Source organism: Microcoleus harperi Pol14_C6 (genome assembly GCF_036701295.1).
Classification (GTDB): domain Bacteria; phylum Cyanobacteriota; class Cyanobacteriia; order Cyanobacteriales; family Microcoleaceae; genus Microcoleus.
In genome coordinates, this window is sequence record NZ_JAUBQN010000045.1 from 1 (window position 1) to 19,765 (window position 19,765).

Annotated in this window: 15 protein-coding genes and 1 pseudogene; 13 read left to right on the forward strand and 3 right to left on the reverse strand. The window is 46.3% G+C overall.

Translation table 11 applies throughout. From position 1 onward, the window contains the following. Window positions 1–311 precede the first annotated feature (311 nt). The 3 genes and pseudogenes from QUA27_RS23225 to QUA27_RS27515 all read left to right on the forward strand — a co-directional run bounded on the left by QUA27_RS23225 (window position 312) and on the right by QUA27_RS27515 (window position 3,064). The gene (locus tag QUA27_RS23225; RefSeq protein ID WP_333070894.1) at window positions 312–686 is read left to right on the forward strand and encodes a response regulator transcription factor; all 375 of its coding nucleotides are present in this window, start codon (window positions 312–314) and stop codon (window positions 684–686) included. 239 nt (window positions 687–925) lie between these two features. Further along, entirely contained in the window at window positions 926–2,251 is a 1,326-nt protein-coding gene (locus tag QUA27_RS23230; RefSeq protein ID WP_333070896.1) for a sensor histidine kinase, read from the forward strand. 85 nt (window positions 2,252–2,336) lie between these two features. Next, window positions 2,337–3,064, forward strand: a pseudogene (locus tag QUA27_RS27515) (IS1 family transposase). A gap of 41 nt (window positions 3,065–3,105) precedes the next feature. Here the strand turns inward: QUA27_RS27515 and QUA27_RS23240 are convergent. Beyond that, window positions 3,106–6,501 (reverse strand): PAS domain S-box protein, encoded by a 3,396-nt coding sequence (locus tag QUA27_RS23240; RefSeq protein ID WP_445251537.1) that lies wholly within the window; start codon window positions 6,499–6,501, stop codon window positions 3,106–3,108. Window positions 6,502–6,621: 120 nt separating this feature from the next. Here QUA27_RS23240 and QUA27_RS23245 point away from each other — a divergent pair, with 120 nt between their 5' ends. The 7 genes from QUA27_RS23245 (at window position 6,622) to QUA27_RS23275 (ending at window position 13,304) form a co-directional block, all read left to right on the forward strand. Beyond that, window positions 6,622–6,792 (forward strand): hypothetical protein, encoded by a 171-nt coding sequence (locus QUA27_RS23245; RefSeq protein WP_333070901.1) that lies wholly within the window; start codon window positions 6,622–6,624, stop codon window positions 6,790–6,792. Between the two features lie 369 nt (window positions 6,793–7,161). Next, on the forward strand, window positions 7,162–7,506 hold the full coding sequence (locus QUA27_RS23250) for a hypothetical protein (protein ID WP_333070902.1): 345 nt from the start codon (window positions 7,162–7,164) through the stop codon (window positions 7,504–7,506). A gap of 208 nt (window positions 7,507–7,714) precedes the next feature. Beyond that, the gene (locus tag QUA27_RS23255; protein WP_333070903.1) at window positions 7,715–8,740 is read left to right on the forward strand and encodes an ABC transporter permease; all 1,026 of its coding nucleotides are present in this window, start codon (window positions 7,715–7,717) and stop codon (window positions 8,738–8,740) included. A gap of 207 nt (window positions 8,741–8,947) precedes the next feature. Next, on the forward strand, window positions 8,948–9,691 hold the full coding sequence (locus QUA27_RS23260; protein WP_333070904.1) for a hypothetical protein: 744 nt from the start codon (window positions 8,948–8,950) through the stop codon (window positions 9,689–9,691). 524 nt (window positions 9,692–10,215) lie between these two features. Beyond that, entirely contained in the window at window positions 10,216–11,259 is a 1,044-nt protein-coding gene (locus QUA27_RS23265; protein WP_333070905.1) for a hypothetical protein, read from the forward strand. 249 nt (window positions 11,260–11,508) lie between these two features. Continuing rightward, window positions 11,509–12,282 carry an ABC transporter permease gene (locus QUA27_RS23270; protein WP_333070907.1) on the forward strand — a complete coding sequence of 258 codons (774 nt, stop codon included), beginning with the start codon at window positions 11,509–11,511 and terminating at the stop codon, window positions 12,280–12,282. A 128-nt stretch (window positions 12,283–12,410) separates the two neighbouring features. After that, the gene (locus tag QUA27_RS23275; RefSeq protein WP_333070909.1) at window positions 12,411–13,304 is read left to right on the forward strand and encodes an ABC transporter ATP-binding protein; all 894 of its coding nucleotides are present in this window, start codon (window positions 12,411–12,413) and stop codon (window positions 13,302–13,304) included. 155 nt (window positions 13,305–13,459) lie between these two features. Here QUA27_RS23275 and QUA27_RS23280 read toward each other — a convergent pair whose 3' ends face one another. Next, a complete protein-coding gene (locus QUA27_RS23280) occupies window positions 13,460–14,419 on the reverse strand; it encodes a GNAT family N-acetyltransferase (protein WP_333070910.1) in 960 nt (319 codons plus the stop codon). 705 nt (window positions 14,420–15,124) lie between these two features. Here QUA27_RS23280 and pap point away from each other — a divergent pair. After that, window positions 15,125–16,612 carry a polyphosphate:AMP phosphotransferase gene (gene pap, locus QUA27_RS23285; RefSeq protein WP_333070913.1) on the forward strand — a complete coding sequence of 496 codons (1,488 nt, stop codon included), beginning with the start codon at window positions 15,125–15,127 and terminating at the stop codon, window positions 16,610–16,612. A gap of 247 nt (window positions 16,613–16,859) precedes the next feature. Next, complete coding sequence (locus QUA27_RS23290) at window positions 16,860–17,960, forward strand: YdcF family protein (protein ID WP_333070914.1); 1,101 nt, start codon at window positions 16,860–16,862, stop codon at window positions 17,958–17,960. Here QUA27_RS23290 and QUA27_RS23295 read toward each other — a convergent pair. Further along, window positions 17,957–18,298, reverse strand: coding sequence for a hypothetical protein (locus QUA27_RS23295; RefSeq protein ID WP_333070915.1), 342 nt, complete (start codon window positions 18,296–18,298; stop codon window positions 17,957–17,959). The two genes, QUA27_RS23290 and QUA27_RS23295, sit on opposite strands and share 4 nt — an antisense overlap. A 426-nt stretch (window positions 18,299–18,724) precedes the next feature. On the opposite strand from QUA27_RS23295, the gene glsA reads away from it, so the two are divergent. Beyond that, a complete protein-coding gene (gene glsA / locus QUA27_RS23300) occupies window positions 18,725–19,651 on the forward strand; it encodes a glutaminase A (RefSeq protein WP_333070916.1) in 927 nt (308 codons plus the stop codon). Window positions 19,652–19,765: the final 114 nt, after the last annotated feature.

Sequence of the window (19,765 nt, forward strand, 5' to 3'; positions counted from 1 at the left end):
CGCGTGGCTTTACTGAACCATGTAATTATAGTTCATTTGATCTTATCTTCTCTGCTTGACACTCACTCGTGAGGGTCAGTAACATGATACCTCATCTTTCTGATAAAGGCTATATATAGACATTAACCATTTTTATAAAACAAGCGGTTAAATATTTTATTGTATAACCGCTCGTAACTGCCCATCGTTTTGCTGCCTAGTATTTGTAAGCAGCAAAACCTGAGTAGGAGCAAGACAATTTACCTCTCAAGGTAGATGTCGATGAATCCTATCTTTGAGACTTTCGATATGAAATGTAACTATTTATACTAATGCCACATATTTTGTTGGTAGACGACGAAGCCCCACTCTGTGAAAGCCTTGCTTACTCACTGAGAAAGGAAGGCTATGAGGTCACTACAGCACCAGATGGACACAGCGCGATCAAACAATTCCACAAGCAAGTACCCGATATCATTCTGCTCGATCTGATGATGCCAGAAGTTGATGGGATGGAAGTGTGTTGGCGTATCCGCGCTTTTTCTAATGTGCCTATACTGATGCTAACGGCTAAAGACCAAGATATGGATAAAGTGTTGGGCTTAGAGGCAGGGGCAGATGATTATGTGACCAAACCCTTCAATACGCAGGAATTGCTCGCACGGATTAAAGCTTTGCTGCGCCGCCATCATGCGGAATCTGCTTAAAAGCGGTTAAGGCATCCTTCAAGGGTTTGATAGCTCGGTTGGCTCAATCCGTGACCAATGGCGCTAGGTTAGGATCGCTTGCAACGGATACACCATTTATCCCAGTCATGTTTGAGCCGATGAAACTTTTTGCCCAAGACTCCTTCACGAGCAGATGGTTAGCATCTCTTCGGTGGAATTCAATCCACACGAAGCTCTTGTTTACCTACCTGCTCCTGATCGTCTTAGGAACCTCGCTTATGTCGGGTTACATCCTATGGACGTTTTATGCCTTTTTCATGCAGTCTCGTCAGACAGATTTAGAAAACTGGGCAACAGCACTGAGCGAGAGCGTTGCAGATGCCCTCGAAGAAAAAGATACGCAGCGGGTGCAGATCATTGTTCGGCGCCATGGGGCACCCGCCAATATCACACTCCGTGTCTTTGATGCCCAAGGTTCGCTGCTAGCCACCTCTAACCCTCAAACAGATCGACAAATCACCAATTGGCTGCTGATACCTGGCGTTTCAGAAGCACTACACGGTCATTCGATGCAGGGCATTGCTAAAGGGGTTTTATCAACAGACGATCGCCTCTATATTGTCAAACCGATGACTCGCAACGGTCAGATGTTGGGGATATTACGCATCTCGATTACTTTAGAACAGTTTCAGAAACAGTTTGTAAGGCTGATCTGGACAATTTTAGCCGCCCTTGGCATGACCATTCTTCTCTGTACCTTGGTCAGCGATCGATTAGCCCGAAGTCTCTCTAAACCCATTGAGGTGATGCGAAACTTTGCGATTCGTGTGGGTAGAGGACAGTTTGATGACAAACTCGTGATTCGTCAAAGCAATGAACTAGACCAACTCGCAACGGAACTGAATCGTATGAGTGAACGGTTGAAATCATTGGACAACGAACGCAGAGCCTTCCTAGCGAATGTTTCCCATGAATTGCGGACGCCTGTGAGTAACGTTCAAGTCACCATTGATGCGCTGGAGCGTGGCGCTGTGGATGAGCTGGAGTTGCGCGATCGCTTCTTTCAAACCATCAAAGAGGAGACGAAGCGGCTTTCGGGCTTGATTCACGATTTGCTTGATTTAGGACGCTTAGAAGCGGGTGTCACGCTATTAGAAATCCAAGCCATTGCCTTAGAAAGTGTCATCAGCCGTGCGATTAGAGCAATGGAAGTTCGTATGCAGGCTAAAAACGTGACTGTAGAAGTTGATGTTGCTGACCTTCGGATTATGGGCGATTCGGAACGCTTATTACAGGCTTTTTTGAATCTCTTAGACAATGCGATTAAGTACTCTACCCCTAATGCTCGTATTTTCATTGCTGCCTCTGGCAACCAGCAACAGGCTCTGATTTCAATTCGAGACCAGGGAAGCGGCATTCCTGAAACCGATTTACCTCGCATTTTTGAACAGTTTTACACCACGAGCCGCTCTAGTAAGAATGGGGTTGGTCTGGGTCTAGCGATTGCCAGACGCATTATTGAAGCGCATGGAGGCAGCATTACAGCCAATAGTAAACCCGGTCAAGGGGCTGTATTCACCCTTTCTCTACCCTTAGAATCATAAGTAGGGTAGTGTTCTGAAGGAAAGGATGGAGTAAGATACTCTTAGAGAGAAGTGTTTACCATTAGTGAGATGACAGTAGAAATTCATTCTTGTCTTAATTGTGGCGAGCGAAGCAGTCAGTCGTAACGGTCAAACTCGGCATCGTAAACAAAACTAGACATGTCGAGAATGTGGTCGTCAATTTGTTTTGAATCCGGCATGGAAAGCTCTTACCAAGGAACAACAGGAGTTAATGTCACGGATGCTACTTGAACGTATTTCTCAGGCTGGGATTGCTCGGCTATTATAAGTATCAGAAGATACAGTCCAGCGCTACGTAAATGCCGCTTCTGTTGTTGAAAAGAAGCAAGTGGAGGTAAGTGCTTTCGCCAAAAAAGCGCCTGAATGTTCAGATGGATGAGTTATGGTCGTTTGTCGATAATAAAGGAAATCAGCAGTGGGTATGGCTTGCATTGGATGCCCAGACTAGGGAAATTGGTGGCGTACATATTGGAGCTCGTAGCGCGGTATCAGAAGAGTGCATTATGGAATTCAATGCCACCAGTTTATCGTCAAGGTGCAGTTATTTATACTGACCATTGGAGCGCCTATGATTCTGTATTGCCCAGTAAACGTCATCGCAGTGTAGACAAAGATAGTGGTTTTACTAGCTATATCGAGCGCTTCAACTGCACCATTCGACAACGAGTATCTCGGCTGGTAAGAAAAAGCTTATCCTTCTCTAAAAAATTGGAGAATCCTATTGCTGCTATTTGGCGCTTTGTCCATCATTATAAGGCTAATTTACAACTCAAAATGCCTACTTTTCTTTGAATTCGGTTTTATTCTATTGATCCTTTCCTTCAGGCCACTACCTAATTTTGCAGATTAATCGGCAAGCGAATGGTAAAAGTAGAACCAACACCCTCCTGACTTTTTACGGAAATATTGCCACCCATCATTAGGCAAAAACGCTGGCTAATGGCTAGTCCCAAACCGGTGCCGCCGTACTTGCGGGTGGTGGAAGCGTCTGCTTGGGTAAAGGGTTGAAAAATTTGCTGCAACTGGTCGGGAGTCATCCCAATTCCTGTATCTGTACAATTAACAACTAAAAATTCTTTACTAGCAATTGAAGATTGAGAGCTTGCTACAGGTTCATAAGTGTTTTCTTGTTTTGCTTCACTGCTGTCGCCCCCAATCTTTTCTCGGCTAGCTGTGAGGGTAATTGTACCGTTTTGAGTGAATTTGGCGGCATTGCTCAGCAAATTTAATAAAATCTGCTGCAATTTCGTAATGTCACCGTGCATAGTGCCGATATTGCTAATTTGGTGCAAGTTTAGAGTGTTGCCGTTTTTCTCAATTAGTGGCACGGCGGTAGATGCTACTTCTTCAATCAAGGTGGCGATGTCGAAGGTTTCTAAGTAAAGATCCATGCGACCGGCTTCGATTTTTGAAATGTCGAGAATGTCGTTAATTAGTGATAGCAAGTGTCTGCCGGAAGAGCGGATTTTGTCTAAATCTGGAGTGAGTTCATCGTAACCCAATTCTGCGGTTTCTTCTTGGAGCATTTCGCTGTAGCCGATGATGGCATTCAGAGGTGTTCGCAGTTCGTGGCTCATGTTTGCTAAAAAAGCGCTTTTTGCGGTGGAAGCGGCTTCGGCTGCTTCTAGGGCGAGTTGCAAGGCGGATTCAAAGACTTTGCGATCGCTAATATCCTCAACGCTGCCTTCATAGTAGAGTACCTTGCCGTCGGCGTCGCACACTGCACGCGCGCTTTCGGATATCCAAATTACACTGCCGTCAACGCGGTAAACTTCTGACTCAAACCCCGAAATTTCTCCGAATTCTTCCATCACCCGCATAAACTTATCGCCCTGCTGAGGATTGACGTAAGCTTGCTGTCTGATGTTTGTGAGATTTGATGTTAATTCTTCAGGAGTGGCGTAGCCGTAGATGCGCGCTAAAGCTGGATTTACGCTCAAGAATTGACCTTCGGGGGTTCTTTGAAAAATGCCTTCGACGGCATTTTCAAAGATGCTGCGATATTTTTGTTCTGCTTGGCGCAAAGCGATTTGTGTACGATCGCGCTCGCTGGCTTCGATCGCCAATGATACTAAATCTGCCAGGGAAGCAGCAAAATTTTGTTCTTCTAATGTCCAGTTGCGAGTAGTTCCCACTTGTTCGATACAGATGACTCCCACTGTTTGTCCTCCCAGCCGCACTGGCGCATCTAAGGTGGATTTGATGCCGATTAGTGTAAAGTAAGATGCCACAAATTCTCTAGTTCTAACATCTGAGAGAGCGTCATCGGCTGCGATCGTTCGGTGTTCTTCCAAAGCTTTAAAATAATTTGGATAGTCTGCTGCTGCGATTTCATTACCTTGGGAATGCTGGTGGTTGCTGCGGTGAAATTGGTCGAGACATTGCAGTTTTGATCGACTCTCATCATATAGCCACGCCCCAGCTTTTTCTGTCTCTAGGGTATGAGCCGCCGCTTCGGTGATTTGCCTCAAAGCTACTTGCAAATTGCCTCGATACAGCGCTTTATTTCTTGCCAGTTCTACCAAAACCGTATTTTGCTTGAGCAATTGTTTTTGCCTTTGGCGTCGCACGGATTCGGATCGCTTCTGTTCGGTAATATCGCGAGCCACCCAAATTACCGATTCTTCAGAAAGCGGCGAAATGCTCGCTGCAAAACAAACTTCGCCGCCGTTAATGGTTAAATCGTACTCGATGCTGACAGTTTGCTGAGTATCTAAAGCTGCTCGGATGTGGTTGATAAAATAGTCGGCTGTAGCTTGCGGAAACATCTCTCTGACTGTTTTGCCCATTAATTCTTCGGCTGGTTTGTACAGCAGGGATAGATTGGTGGGCGCGATTTTTAAGTAGCGACCGCTGGCGTCCACAACTATAATTAATTCCTTCATGGCTGCAAACAAAGCCCGCAACTCTGCTTCGGCGGCTTCGAGTTCGGCAGTGCGCTCTGCTACTCGCTGTTCTAAACTAGAGTTGGTTTGTTCTAGGGCAACAAAAGACGATCGCAATTGTCGGGCCATTTGGTTGAAAGACTGAGCTAGAAGACCGAGTTCTTTGACGCCTTGAACTTCGACTTCGCCGTCTAATTCTACCGAGGTGAAGTCGGATGATTCGGACATTTTTGTTAAAGCTTTGGAAGCTTCCAGCAATCGGGTAATCGGTTTGACAACCCAGCGAGAGGTAAATATTCCGAGTGCGATCGCCAGTACGAAGGCAAAAAAGCACAATAAGATAGTTGTGCGAGTGTTGGCGTTAATTTGCTCCATAAAGTCTGCTTCCGGGATTGCGACTACAATCAGCCAATCGAGGCCGCGGCCGTCTTGCAGGGGAGCAACAGTAATGAATTGACGTTTGCCCTCTATCTCGAAGGTAAACTGTCCTTTGCTGTCAATTTCTTCAAAACTACCAAATCGTTTTTGCAAGTATTTGGAGGCCGATCGAATTAGCAGATTTTTGCTCTGTGTCGCCAACAGCCGTTTTTGTCCCTCTTTGTCGGTGACAAAGGGCAATTCGTCTGTAGAACTGGCGACTATTTGACCGCTGCGTTCGATCGCGAAAACTTGTCCCGACGGGCTAATTTTGATGCTTTTGAGAAAATCGCTGATTTGAGAAAGAGTCAGGTCAATTGCCAGTACCCCCTGCAGCTTACCTGTGTCATTGTAAATAGGCATCACCGGCGTAATGCCCAGCACTGGCGGTGCTGCGAAGACGTAGATGGGAGACCAAGTGGCTTTACGTGACTGTTTGGCAGCTTGGTACCACGGTCTAGTACGGGGGTCATAGGGGACGGTTTTGATTAACTCAGTGCGATTTCCTTGGCTATCTAGGCGATAAATTTGGCGGTTTGGAGCGGTTGATTCGTCTCTGATGTATACTAAGTGTTCTGCTTCTCGCTTGAGCAAGAGGAATCTGCCCTGTTCGTCGCCGTAGTAGATGGTTGTATTTCGATCGCTCAGCTTGGTCTGGTTCCACAAATAGCGCTCTAAGTTGGGGAAGTCTTCTGGGTCTAAGTTTCCAGAGGCGATCGCAGCAGTATTCATTTGCAGAAATAAATGAGACACATCCCCAAAACTGCGGAAATTTTCTTTCGTCCTCGCTGCGACTTCCAAGCTTAACCTCGTAGCAAGGTCATTGACGGCTTTCTGGCCGTTGCGAAACGAAAGCCATCCAGTCACGCCGACTGCTACGGAGATTTGCACCACCAGCGGTATCAACAAAACTAGGCTCAGTGACATCTTGGGCGAGCTTTTCATCAGACAACTGCTCAGATTTTTCAATAACATCAATATTCTGACACCTACCGAGTTTGCCGCTCGTTTGTCGTTTAAAAGATTCCCTACATATAAGTTACAAAATTGTACAGCAATAGTGAAGTGCAGCGACCAGCCGCTCAAAACGGGGCTGAGGTTTCCACCGCTACTGTAAAAACTTGTAATATTAATCATGCCACTACTTGCCTGAATGTGGCGATCGCTCTAGGGACTCGCGGTCAAAAAGTCACACTCCGTAAAAAAAAACAACTTTAGACCTGTGATCTACACTGTGGTTGGCATCAGTCATTGCCAATTATTCAAATTTTTAATCTCAACTTTTAAATCTAAAAGGTGTCACTTTGTCCGGGTGGGCATTGTCTTCCTTATGCCTAGTTAATAAAAATTTGATTTTATTTTTTTCTACAGTGCCAGGACAAATGTAAATTCTGTGACAATCGGGTGTTAAAAAATTTGCTATTAATAATATAAGCCGCCAAAATCCCTTAGCGTAGCGGGCGTAAGCCATCGAGTACCTAGAGGATAATTGAAGCATCTGCATTCCATCAAAAGCAGCAAATTAAAGCGTTTTTGGCTTTTTTTGACGCTCAATCTTTTGGCAAAATAATACTTCTGGAGGATGACATGAACTATACATTTGAAATCCTGGGCGTATCTCCAACTTTAACATTTTTTAACCAGCAGCAGGAATTGCTGAAACAACAGCAGCCATCGGGTGTAGAATACTTGGGAAACTGGAAGTGTACTCTCGATGCGTTTGTCGCATCCGTGGAGACAGTTTCTCCTTACCGGGGCTGGGATGTCGATCGAGTTGTAGACACCGTGATTAGTTTCTGGATGAACAACTCCGATAGCATCCAGTATTGGAGGCATAGGCTGGAGGATGCCGGCAGCGAAAACTTGTTAGTAGCCAGAGTAGGCGATATCAAGTCTTTGCAAGCCGCCTTTGAATCGCTGCTGGGCGAATAGAAAAATCGCCAATTGCGAAAAAGTCTATCGACTTTTTCGCAAAAATCAACTCAAGTGTCTATTCGCAATTCCCAATTCCCCTGATTCGCGGCACGGAAGTCGCAGATATACAATATCTGTTTCTTCCATCTTCTGCTTTCCATCTGCCTGATGCCTTCAACATCTGGCTAATGACTAATGACTTCGCAATTGGCAATTCCCAAATATTATGTCTCGTTCCAAAGCCCTGCAATCTTATATTTTTCTCCGCTTGCTCCTGGCACCGCTAATGTTGTGGACAATCACCACAGCAGTATTTTTATTGTTGCGGGCCACTCCGGGCGACCCCATAGATGCCATTCTCGGCTCACGAGCTCCCGCAGCCGCCAAAGAAGCAATGCGAACTCAACTCGGCCTCGACGCACCCCTGTGGCAGCAATATCTCAAATACATAAAAGACTTGTTGAGCTTCGACTTGGGAACCTCAATCACCACTCGCGGACAAACCGTGTGGCAAATTATCGGAGATTATTTCCCCGCTACAGTGGAATTAGCAGTTTGTAGCATGGCCATAGCTTTAATTGTCGGCATCAGTATCGGTTCCCTGGCAGCATCCCGCCCCAACACTATTTTCGATGCTGCAGGCCGTTTGTTTGGCATTATCACTTACTCGCTGCCCGCTTTTTGGGCCGGCATGGTTTTGCAATTAATTTTCGCAGTGCAGTTGGGATGGTTTCCCTTGGGAACTCGCTTTCCCGTCACATTCCCCGCCCCCGAAGGCTACACAGGACTCTACACGATTGACAGTCTCCTGAGCGCTAACCCGGGTCAGTTTCTCACATCTTTGCATTATTTGGCACTTCCGAGTTTGACCTTGGGCATTCTTTTGAGCGGCATTTTCGAGCGCATTGTCAGGGTGAATCTCAAGCAAACTTTGCAAGCAGATTATGTCGAAGCAGCTAGAGCTAGAGGCATTCCCGAATTCCAGATTTTATGGGCTCACGCTCTGAAAAATGCACTAATTCCGGTGATTACTGTCTTAGGGTTGACTTTTGCTGCACTGTTGGGCGGTGCTATTTTAACAGAGGTTACTTTTTCTTGGCCGGGGTTGGCAAATCGCCTTTACGAAGCGATTAGCTTGCGCGATTATCCAACTGTTCAAGGTATTGTGGTGTTTTTTGCGGCAATTGTCGTAATTGCCAGCATTGTAATTGATATTTTGAACGCTTACGTTGACCCGCGAATTCGGTACTAACAATATCAAGGAAGAAGGGCAGCAGATGCGCGACTGTGGCACTCTAGGCTTTTTCTACCTGTATTTCTGCGTTCGCCAGATGTTGCAGCCAGCGGTGGCCCTGTAGAAGCAGTTGTCAAAAACATCGATCGGCTTTTAGAGTGACGACACTTAGCGATTTATGGGCAATACTGGAGAAAATAAAATTATACATTTGAGGAAACGCTGATGAGATTATTGCGAACAATCGCCGCTCTATCGGCGGCCTTGACCCCACTGATGGCTGAAGCTGCCTTTAGCCGTCCCATGCCGGGAACAGCCGATTTTCCCAGAGCCTCAAACCCCGATGTAAATGTGCCGGTTTGCTTCATCGAAACCCGAGGCGGCACAACTTTTGATTTAGTCAGCTTGTGCGGCAGCAATGCTGCTCCCCAAAACCCTGCTCCAGTTGCGGGCAACCCCGCCAATGCTCCTGCAAATAACCCCAATGGGGCTGCTCCGCCTCCTCCCCCGAACCCCAACGCCATCACCAGAGATGGTGTCGGCACGCCGATAACTACTCCAACAGGCACGGCAAATCCCAACAATCCCAATAATGCCAATCCGGGAACAGCGCCGAGTACCAATCCCAATAATGCCAATCCGGGAACTTCGCCGAATACCACTCAGAATCCGGGAACAGCGCCGAATACCAATCCGAATAATCTCAATCCGGGAAGTTCGCCCTATATCACTCCCAATAATGCCAATCCGGGCACTTCGCCGAATACCAATCCCAATAATCTCAATCCGGGAAGTTCGCCGAGTACCAATCCCAATAATAGTGCGTCTCCCACGGGTGGAACTGCTGGCGATAGCAACAGCGATTTAGTCCCCAATCCCAATCTCAATCTTCCGAGAGTGCCGCCGAGTTCCTTTAGCCCCGGAGGTGTTGCACCGACTAGAGATGCGATTGATGGGCCCCGCCAGTAATCGGCGAAGTGTCAGAACTTTCATCACAGAAACCGGGTTTCTCTGAAACCGTCTCTTTTTTAGGGATTGTTCACCCGCGAGGAAGCCGGAATATTTATTTGCCTGCTTAATATTTATGTCAGGTGCGATCGGCATATTTTGTAGCAAAGTAGCCAAATAAAAGTTAAGCTAAGAACTTGTAGACGCTATCGGCCAAGCACTCTTTCAAAACTGGACAACCAGGTAGAAGCAGTGATAGATAGCCAGCTTTAATCCGTAACAGGATTAGCGATCGGCATAGGTTAAAATTATTCCCAGGCGGGTGCTCGCCAGCTCCAATTTCTCAAGCTAAGCCATTAAACAGACATATTTTTGTTAAGCCAGTGTGGTTTGGAAAGTACAGGCTGATAACATTAGCCAGACAAAATTAACCCGATTATTCGGAGGCTCTTCATGAGCAAAATATTTGTTTTAAATTGGAACAAAATTGCTCTAGACCCGATACTCTCCGAGGGCTTCGCTAACGCACTTGAGGAGGACATCTAGTGTCAAACTTAGTTCAACGCTTAGAAATAACCGCTCATCCGCAACTAGAAAAATCCCTGGGCTATCGAGGAGATAGTCGTTGGGTAGCTTGGCGCTGGGAACCCGACATCGACCAACTTATTTCCAGCGACGGCAAAACAGTCGGCACTGGCAATAATATGGCTTGGCTGGTGTTTTTGCAGCACGATTTAGTCGATCCTGCGCTACAAGAGTACAACCTCGGCGAGGGCGATCGCTACTGGCTGCTTTTAGACACCGAAACTAGAAATCTCTACGTCGGCGAGGGGAAAACTGTTCAAAGTCTGCTCGAACAGCCGGAAAGTTTAGGTTTATTGGCCTGTCTCGATGGCGGGAATGCCGATCGACAAACTGGTGAAACTTGGCAGCAAACGCTATCTCAACTAACAGCCAAACCAGTTGTTCGCTACCTCACAAATGCCCTTCCTTTCGGTATCGCGGCCGCTTTGATAGGTGCTTTAGGCATCGGAACCGGATTGTGGGTAGTACCGGCGGTGCAGCAGAAAATAGCCGAAAAAGCGGCTTTTATTTCTCCAATTAGTTCTGGCGCTAACTGCGGGCTTGGCGGTTCCGACGATTTTTCAGGTTATATCGGTTCGTCAAGCGGAAATAAAGAACTTCATTTAATAGGCGTTTACGAAGCCAATGCGGATCACAAGAACCGAGATTTATCAAAAAGTGCGATCGAAGTCAAGGTAGAACGCCGAAACAAGCCAATAATTCTCGCACTTTCAGCCTACGAACCGGTGCAATGGAACATTACCGCAGAACCGGGCGCAGTTATCGAAAAAATCATCGTTAACGGGTACCACAACCAAACTGTTTCAGGAGTTTCGGGAATTCCAATTGAAGAGCACAGCTACGAAGAAACCGGAGACAATCTCGGCGACTTTATCTACAAGTGGGGTGCTACCACTGGCAGTTCCAATACTTCCTCCCTGGTGACTAAATTGGAACAGACAAACCGCACCAGTTTAACTTCCTTTCAAGGATGCTACAGAGGTAAGAACTTTAGTATTAATTGAGACCAGCGAGAAACCGCGACAAGTTATACAATTTTCGCTTTTCGATTGGGAATAGCTGATTCGATATGGTTTTGAAAGTTCTTACAGTTCCCTTTTTTTTTAACTGGTGTTAAAACCTATTTCTCTAAAATCACAAAACCCGCGTCGGCGGGTTTTTTATTGAGAGTTCAACTTATTGGCATCTCTATGATATGATATCCGGTGGCGTGCTCACCAATTCCCAATTCTCACAATACTAATAGATTTCCTATGAAATACTGGTACGAAACGCTCGCAGTAGCACAGCGAATTTTAATTGAATTGGGGAGGCGGCGACGCAGCTTAGTCCTGTGGAGTATATTTCCAGTTTCTATCTTGTTTATTAACGGTTTAATTTTAAAAGAACGGGCTAATCTCAGCACAGCAAAAGCCTTTGAAGTTGCTGCACCTGCAAGCTTAGTAGGAGCGGCTTTATTTTTTAGCTGTCTCGGTGGTAGCGTAGCAACAGTAGTAGCAGAGCGAGAACAGCATACCCTCAAACGCTTGTTTATTTCCCCTCTGAGCGGCACTTCCTACTTTTTAGGGATTTTCCTGGCTCACAGTTGCATCGGCATCGGTCAGGTAATTTTAGTATACACGATCGCCTCTTTTTTAGGAGCACAATTCCAAGGCTCTCTTCTGCTAGGATGTGCGATTATTCTGCTCAGTATTGTATCTTATGTAGGTGTAGGCTTTATTCTCGGCACCCAGTTTGCGAGGCGCACTGAGGATGTCAACTCCCTAGTAGCCGCTTTCGGCGTCCCCTTGTTGATTTTAGGAGGCGCATTTTTGCCGACTTCGCTGTTTCCCAAAAGTCTGCTGGAACTCGCCCAGTACAATCCAATTTATCACATGAACGAAGCGCTGATGGGCGTGTGGGCTGACGGCAAAGATTTGGCTGATATTGCCGAACACTTCTGGTATTTATTCATATTTTCTATTGCCATGATTGCAGGTGGATGGCTTTCTTACCGCAGGATGCTGAGAGTAGAAAGAAGACTTTAAAACTATCTCATTATGTGGTAATTATTCATCTCTCTCTTCTGGAGACTCAGCGCGCTCTGCGCTCTCTGCGGTTTAATATCGTTCAGAAAAAACCGTAAATATATAAAATAATACGGAGACTTAAAGCAGTGCTGCAAATAGAAAAGCTAAATAAGTCCTATGGCGAACGTTCAGTGCTTAAAGATTTAACACTGCACATCCAAGCTGGAGAAATTTACGGTTTGCTCGGACCAAACGGGGCGGGAAAAACTACAACTATCAATATTTTATGTAATTTGTTAAATGCCGACAGCGGCCAGGTTTCTATTAATGGCGAACCTGTTTCTGACTCTACAAAATCCTTAATAGGTGTAGCGCCTCAAGAAAATTTGCTTTACAAAAGCCTTAGTTGTGAGGAAAACCTCAACTTTTTTGCTCAAATTTACGGCTTAGAGCGCAAGCAGCGGCGCTATCAAGTAAGACACTGTTTGAAAGCAGTAAATTTGACAGATAGAGCTACAAGCCCAGTAGAAACTTTGAGCGGAGGAATGCAGCGCCGTTTGAATATTGCGGTGGCTTTGGTACACCAGCCTAAATTAGTAATTTTAGATGAACCGACAACGGGTTTAGATATTGAGGCTCGCTATGAAATTTGGGAGTTGATTCAGCGATTGCAATCGGAAGGAATTACAATTTTGCTGACAACTCACTTGTTGGATGAAGCTGAGCGTCTTTGTCAGAAAATCGGGATTCTAAAAAATGGCAGTATTGTAGCTGAGGGCAGTTTAGAAGAGTTGCAAAAACTGATTCCGGCTCAAGAAATTATCATCGTAAAAACCGACGAAGAAGCTGAAGTCATCGCCCGCGCTAAACAATACAGTTTCATCCCCCGTCGCTACGGTAGCGATTTAGCTTTTTGGCTGCCGGAACGTTTAGAATTAAAAGAGATTATTTTGCTGTTCGACGGGATTTCTATTGATTCAATCGCTCGGTATCCGGTGCGGTTAGAACATATTTATGTCGAAGTAACGAAACAAAGCTAACAATGACACAGTGCGACGGTTTTGCATCGCATCTTGCGAACAGGCAAGAAGCCTGTTCCACAATAAACTTAATGTCTTGTGGAACAGGCTTCTTGCCTGTTCTTGAAAAACTTATAGCCAATGGTGCAAGATGTGATATCTAACTAAATTTGATATTACACGGCTTTTGCCCACTCGATCCAAGTTTCCATCGGGCGGAAACCGACCGATTTGTAAAGCTTTGTCGCCCCTGTCAAACTGTCAGCATCAACGCTGAGTTTAGCTGTGTTTGCACCCGCTGCTTTCAACTTATGCAAACCAGCTAATAGCATCGCTTTTCCTAAACCCATTTTCCGAAAATCGCGCCGCGTACCCAGCAATTCAATCCAACCGTCTTTTGTGCCGCTGCGGGCATTTTTTTGGGATTTGATTTGACAGTCGCAGAAAGCAGCAAATTTATGATCGCCCGAAACAGCAATCAAGTCTAATTCCGGCTGATAATTCGGATCTTGCATCCAATAACGCACGGTTTCCGCAGTTAAATCGTGGTGATTCCAGTGATCGATAAATGACTGGTTGAACATTTCTACCCAGGGTTGGATGTCTTGTTCTCCCGATACGTGAGTCAGTGCAAAATCTGCTGGGAATTCCGGCGCGGGAATCGGTTCGGCGAGGGATCGGGCCATTGTCCAAAAATAGCGATCGACCTCAAAGCCCTGTTTTTCTAGCAGCCGGATCTCATCGGTTTTGTCCTCCCGGCTGTAGGTACGCAATTTTGCAGGCAAATTCCGTTCTTTTCCTACTTCGCGCAGCCGCTTTTCGCCCCACTTAATGATATATTTTTCCAAACCTGCGCCGCGCACGTTTGGATGCACGTAAAACCAAAGACAAGCGTCGATTTCCTCTGGCGAATCGGGCATATCTAGGAGTGACAAACCGATTAGTTTGTAATTACCATCTTCCCACAATTGCACGTCGCGGGCTTGGTCGAGTTTGGGGGCATCAAGTATTAGCTTAAGTTCAGTTGCTGAGACTTCTTCGCCGAGTCGATCGACTGCTTCGCAAGCATCGATTAAATTTGCGATCGCGCACCAGTCAGTTTCGCCCTTGTAGGAGCGTGTTGTTAAGATATTCATAGAAAACTTGCAATCCGTAAATTCGGACTGTTCCTCTTAAGTGGTATTGGCAAACAAGTACAGTGAATTTCTTGCAAAACTCCGAGTTTTTGATGATTAACCGCAGATGAACGCAGGTAAACGCGGATGTAATGCAGATTTATTGTGGTGTCGATAAAACTCAGAAACCTGTTTATATCACCCAGGTTTTCAGGTTTTATCTAATTAGGCAATCATAAAAATTGGTTGGCCCTTTGGGGCTAATTTTGTAGGTAAATTTATGGCTGGATGTCGATGAGTCGCGCTCTCTTTCGTTACCAAGCTTGGTGCTTAAGTAACTATTGTTTGGATCAAGTTTTTACAGCTAAGTAAAGAAGTTGTCACCCCCACCGGGTAGTTTATTTTTACTTTTGCTCTGTTTTACAATAAATCCTTTCTCAGGGATTTGTTGCTCCTCCTGTTAACTCGCCCGATCGGGGGAGGGGAGAAATTGAACTTATTTAAAAGTCCCCTATCTCAACTATAACCTGAGCTGTTTTTTTTTGCAAGTTTGAGGTCAGGAGAGTTTTGGTAGTATGGACGGGAGCAGGTTTTTGAGGGGAGAAGTATCGCAGTTTTAACCGACCGTAACAGTAGTTACTATCACTTTTTTACCTGATTTTAGCTGGGATTTATCCAAACATTAAACTAACATTAAACTAGATTTCGGATTGGTAGAAGGTAAATATGCTTGACAACCTGGATTTAAACATTTCCCTAGATAAAGAAACCTACGAGGCCAAGATAGAAATTTTAATGCAACAGTTGCGATCGCTCCAACTGGCCTGCCGAGAAAAAAAATTGCCCGCAATTATCGTCCTCGAAGGTTGGGCCGCCGCCGGCAAAGGCGCTTTAGTCCAACAAATGGTCGGGTATATGGACCCGCGGGGGTTTGCCGTCCACCCAATTTGGCCGCCGTCAGATGCAGAAATGGGCTATCCTTTCCTGTGGCGGTTTTGGCAGAAACTCCCCGCCCGCGGCAAAATTGGTTTTTTCTACCACAGTTGGTACACTCACATTTTAGAAGACCGATTGTTCGATCGAGTCTCCGACGCCCAAGTACCCACAGTCATCAGGCAAATCAACGCCTTCGAGCGGCAGATGGTAGATGACGGCGCGGCAATCGCCAAATTTTGGATTCACCTGAGCAAAAAAGAACTCAAGCACCGGCTCAAAAAACTAGAAGACGACACCTTACAAGCTTGGCGAGTGCGGCCCGAAGACTGGAAACAAGCCAAAAAATACGAAGAATATACAACTTTGGCAGAAGAAATGGTGGCCCAAACCGGCACGGGCCGCGCACCTTGGACGCTAGTAGAAGGCGATTGTCAGCGGTGGGCCAGAGTCAAAGTTTTAACGCAAATGGCAGCGACCATTACAGAAGCCTTAGACAGGCTGCCGATGCAATCTGCACCCGTAAAATTGCCACCTCAAGAAAGGTTGCAACCCACCGAACCCGACTTGCTGGCCCAAGTAGATTTAACTCAATCGCTGTCGCCCGACGAATACAAAGAGCAACTTCGCGAACAACAAACCCGTTTTGGCAAACTGCAACAAAGCATTGACGAAGAGGAAATCCCCGTATTAGTGATGTTTGAAGGTTGGGACGCCGCCGGTAAAGGAGGAGCAATCAAACGCTTGACGGACGTATTAGACCCCCGCAGTTACACCGTTAATGCCTTTGCGGCCCCGACAGACGAAGAAAAAGCGCATCACTACCTCTGGCGGTTCTGGCAGCGGCTGCCAACGGCTGGTAAAATTAGCATTTGCGATCGTAGTTGGTATGGTAGAGTGCTCGTCGAGCGAGTCGAAGGATTTGCCGCCGAACTCGAATGGCGGCGAGCTTATCAGGAAATCAACGAATTTGAGGAGCAACTTACCAGTTTCGGTTGTGTCTTAGTTAAATTCTGGCTGCACATCAGTCCTGACGAGCAACTAAAGCGGTTTACAGAGCGGCAAAACAATCCATTTAAACAATACAAACTCACCGAGGAAGATTGGCGAAATCGGGAAAAGTGGAATTATTATGAAGTGGCTGTGAATCAAATGATTCAGCGCACCAGCACGCCGCTTGCTCCCTGGACGCTAATTGCGGCCAATAACAAGTATTATGCTCGTGTTAAAGTAATTCAAACGGTAACGGAGGCAATTCGGAATCAACTGAAGCGCCGATAAATTGGGATTGGTGAATCGGTAACAGGTAATGGGGAAAAAAGTAGGCAGAACAAAGCAAGCTTGAATTGTCAATTCCACCTGCGGCGTGCTCGATCCATTACCAATTACCAATCAACCATTACCAGTTATCAATTACCAATTAACTGTCAGCAATCTGTGACTGGAAGTAGCGGGCTTGCACCCTGCAACCAATAGTTGATAGCTGACCGGAAGCGAGCATTAGGATAAATGCGATCGGGCTGCGTTATTGGCGACCGTTAAAAACTCACCGATTCCCGTATTTCCTCCCGCAGCTAAATTCGCGCTCGTTTCCAAAACTTCTGTACTAATTTATGAAGACACAGAATATTGCAAGATGCCAGAACTGTTAGCTCGCATTCTATTTCTATTCCTCCTGTTCTCACTGATCAAATCGTGGTGGGATCAATCAGGGGGTAAAGACAATCCTTTATTAGACCGGCTGCGCGTTTTACTGCTGATCAGCCTTTTGATTCTAGCTTTTTTTGCACCAGACACCCCGGTCGGAGCAGCGATTTTCGGGCTCATAGCCTTCTTCTTTAAGCCGCTGGGTTTTTCCATCACGCTGCTGGTGATTGCATCGGCGCTGATCACGAACGGGGGCATCCGCAACCCGGCGCCGAGAATGATCCTGGCAGCCCTGCTAGTTTTAATCCTTTCGAGTATGCCAGTTGTTGCTTACTGGTTCGCCGAACAAGCAGAACGGGACGCCGCCGCAGCCGTCCGCACAGTTTGCTGCGACGAAACCGCAGCGGCAATCGTCCTACTGGGCAAGGGAACTACTCAGCCTCACATCCCCAACCGAGTAGCGATTCAACTAACAGATACCGGCAATCGCCTGCCCTATGCTGCCGTTTTGTACAGAAAACAACTCGCACCGATGGTCATCGTTACCGCTGGCCCGAGACACGAGTTGGAGGGTTATGTTGGCGAAGCTAAGGATATCGAGACTTTGCTGGCAAACAACATGGGCGTGCCACGCAGCAGTATCGTTCTGGACAATAACGGCAGCAACATACGCACCAGCGCTGAAGAGGTGAGAAAAATACTCGACAGCCGTGGCGCCCCGCGCAAAGTCATCCTCGTAACATCTGCGATTCAGATGCGCCGTGCCAGCCTAGCTTTTGCGAATATGGGAATTCAGGTGATTCCCAGGGCTACCGACTTCTACACTTTTCAACCCACCTCACGAGGGAGCTCCAGACTGCGCTTAGACGCGGGAGATTTTTTGCCTAGTGCAGAAGCTTTGGTAACTACGACGCGAGTATTCGATGAATATTTCGGGTCTTTCTATTACTATTTGCGCGGCTGGCAGGCTCCCAGGGCCTAAAGTGGCAAGTTGCTGGTGTTTTTCTTAGGCAACAGCGACTGCTCCCCATATTGGTTTAAAATCTGATGAGAAGAAGACCTTTGTGGGGAGCTGTATTTTTTTCTCATTCCGGCGGGGTCGCCGACAATCAAGTTTGCCATGAATGCAAACAATACCCAAAAGATAATTGGCTCCCACTGGGATTTTGTGGGCTTTGCTTCAGGGGTTTTGACAGATTCAACGTTGACTTTGATATCTAGTTTGCCTTCTATTTCTTTGCCTTTGAGAACCCCGTCGTTGCACACACCCTTAAAAATCATGGGAGCGGGCTTTGGTGCTTCTGCTTTCGCTTCTGTCATTTTTTTATCTTGGTTTTTGTAGATCCGGTTGGATAGTAAATTCTTAAAGGTTCGGGGGTTTTCCGGACAGGATTTGGCGAACTCTGAAAGAATTAAGTTAAATATGTACCCCGCTCCTTACTGGGGCTTAGACATCAGAACCTGAAGGCATTTCAAGCTAGTGCTTGTTTGTTTTGTTTAGCAGCATTGCCTTGAAGCTGCTAATTATCTATCTGGGTGAAGGAGAGGTTTTTATGCAAAATACAGGTTTTTTATGAAAAATTTATTTTCTGCCGGTGCGCCGAAATGTCAATAGCCTGAAGTTCGAGCTTGGTTTCTGGTCACAGAGAGCTGAAGTGACGCAATTCGGTTAATAAACTGGGTTTCTGGCTCAACATCGCGCCAGGAATGCCAATCTAAAATTTTAAATAATCTAAATAATCTATAGTGCAAATATCCACCAGCAAACTATCTTGCCTGCAACCCGAACAACTGGCAGCTTGGGCAAAAGAGGCAATAAATCGCAGTAAATCCGGTCAAATCCCCGCGTACATCCCTCTCCTTGCACAAGCAGATAGACAAGGCTTTGCCGTGCAAATTCGGGAAATTGACGGTAAAATTTTGAGCTGGGGTAGTATTGCTCAAACATTCCCGCTGATGAGTGTAGTCAAGCCCTTAGTGCTGCTTTATTTGCTGTGCCAATTGGGAGAAAAAACGGTTTTTGACTGGGTGGGCTGCGAGCCTTCGGAACTGCCTTTCAATTCCTTAACTCAACTCGAAATAGACCAAGGGAAGCCGAGAAATCCGATGATTAATAGCGGGGCGATCACCCTAGCGTCTTTGATTCCCGGTGAAAATGCTGTGGCGCGGTGTCAAAACTTGCTCGATTGGTTAAATCAACAGGCAAACAGTCAGTTATTTGTGGACGAGTTAATGCTTGATTCAGTGAAGACAAATCCTAATCAAAATAATTGGAATCTCGCCTTAAAAATGGTAGAATCGGGTTATCTTCAAAACGCGGAAATTGCTTTAGAAACCTACAACCGCGTCTGCTGTTTGTCGGGAACTGTGGAAGATTTAGCTAAGCTGGGGATGGTTTTGGTAAATAGTGGCGATCGACAAATCGGCGAAAACTGCCGTACTGTCAAAGCACTGATGGCAACTTGCGGTTTGTATGAAGCATCCGCCCGCTTTGCGCTGCGGGTGGGACTGCCGGCTAAGTCGGGAGTGAGCGGGGCAATGCTTTCGGTAATTCCGGGTCAAGGTGCGATCGCATCTTACAGTCCGCCCTTGGATCGAGACGGAAATTCTATCGGTGGCTTACTTCTGTTAGAAAAAATAGCTAAAACTCTGCGACTGAGCGTATTTGATTAGATTAAGAATTACGCACGGGTGGTCAGGGTTTCGACTTCGCTCAACCACCGGGATTTTTTGCGAGAATATTTCGTGAATGCTGGCATCAACTGCCAAAAACCCAGTTTCTTTGGT

Coding starts and splice junctions, on each gene's coding strand:
- QUA27_RS23225 (WP_333070894.1), top strand. CDS start 312: ATGCCACATATTTTGTTGGTAGACGACGAAGCCCCACTCTGTGAAAGC.
- QUA27_RS23230 (WP_333070896.1), top strand. CDS start 926: ATGTCGGGTTACATCCTATGGACGTTTTATGCCTTTTTCATGCAGTCT.
- QUA27_RS23240 (WP_445251537.1), bottom strand. CDS start 6,501: ATGTCACTGAGCCTAGTTTTGTTGATACCGCTGGTGGTGCAAATCTCC.
- QUA27_RS23250 (WP_333070902.1), top strand. CDS start 7,162: ATGAACTATACATTTGAAATCCTGGGCGTATCTCCAACTTTAACATTT.
- QUA27_RS23255 (WP_333070903.1), top strand. CDS start 7,715: ATGTCTCGTTCCAAAGCCCTGCAATCTTATATTTTTCTCCGCTTGCTC.
- QUA27_RS23260 (WP_333070904.1), top strand. CDS start 8,948: ATGAGATTATTGCGAACAATCGCCGCTCTATCGGCGGCCTTGACCCCA.
- QUA27_RS23270 (WP_333070907.1), top strand. CDS start 11,509: ATGAAATACTGGTACGAAACGCTCGCAGTAGCACAGCGAATTTTAATT.
- QUA27_RS23280 (WP_333070910.1), bottom strand. CDS start 14,419: ATGAATATCTTAACAACACGCTCCTACAAGGGCGAAACTGACTGGTGC.
- pap (WP_333070913.1), top strand. CDS start 15,125: ATGCTTGACAACCTGGATTTAAACATTTCCCTAGATAAAGAAACCTAC.
- QUA27_RS23295 (WP_333070915.1), bottom strand. CDS start 18,298: ATGACAGAAGCGAAAGCAGAAGCACCAAAGCCCGCTCCCATGATTTTT.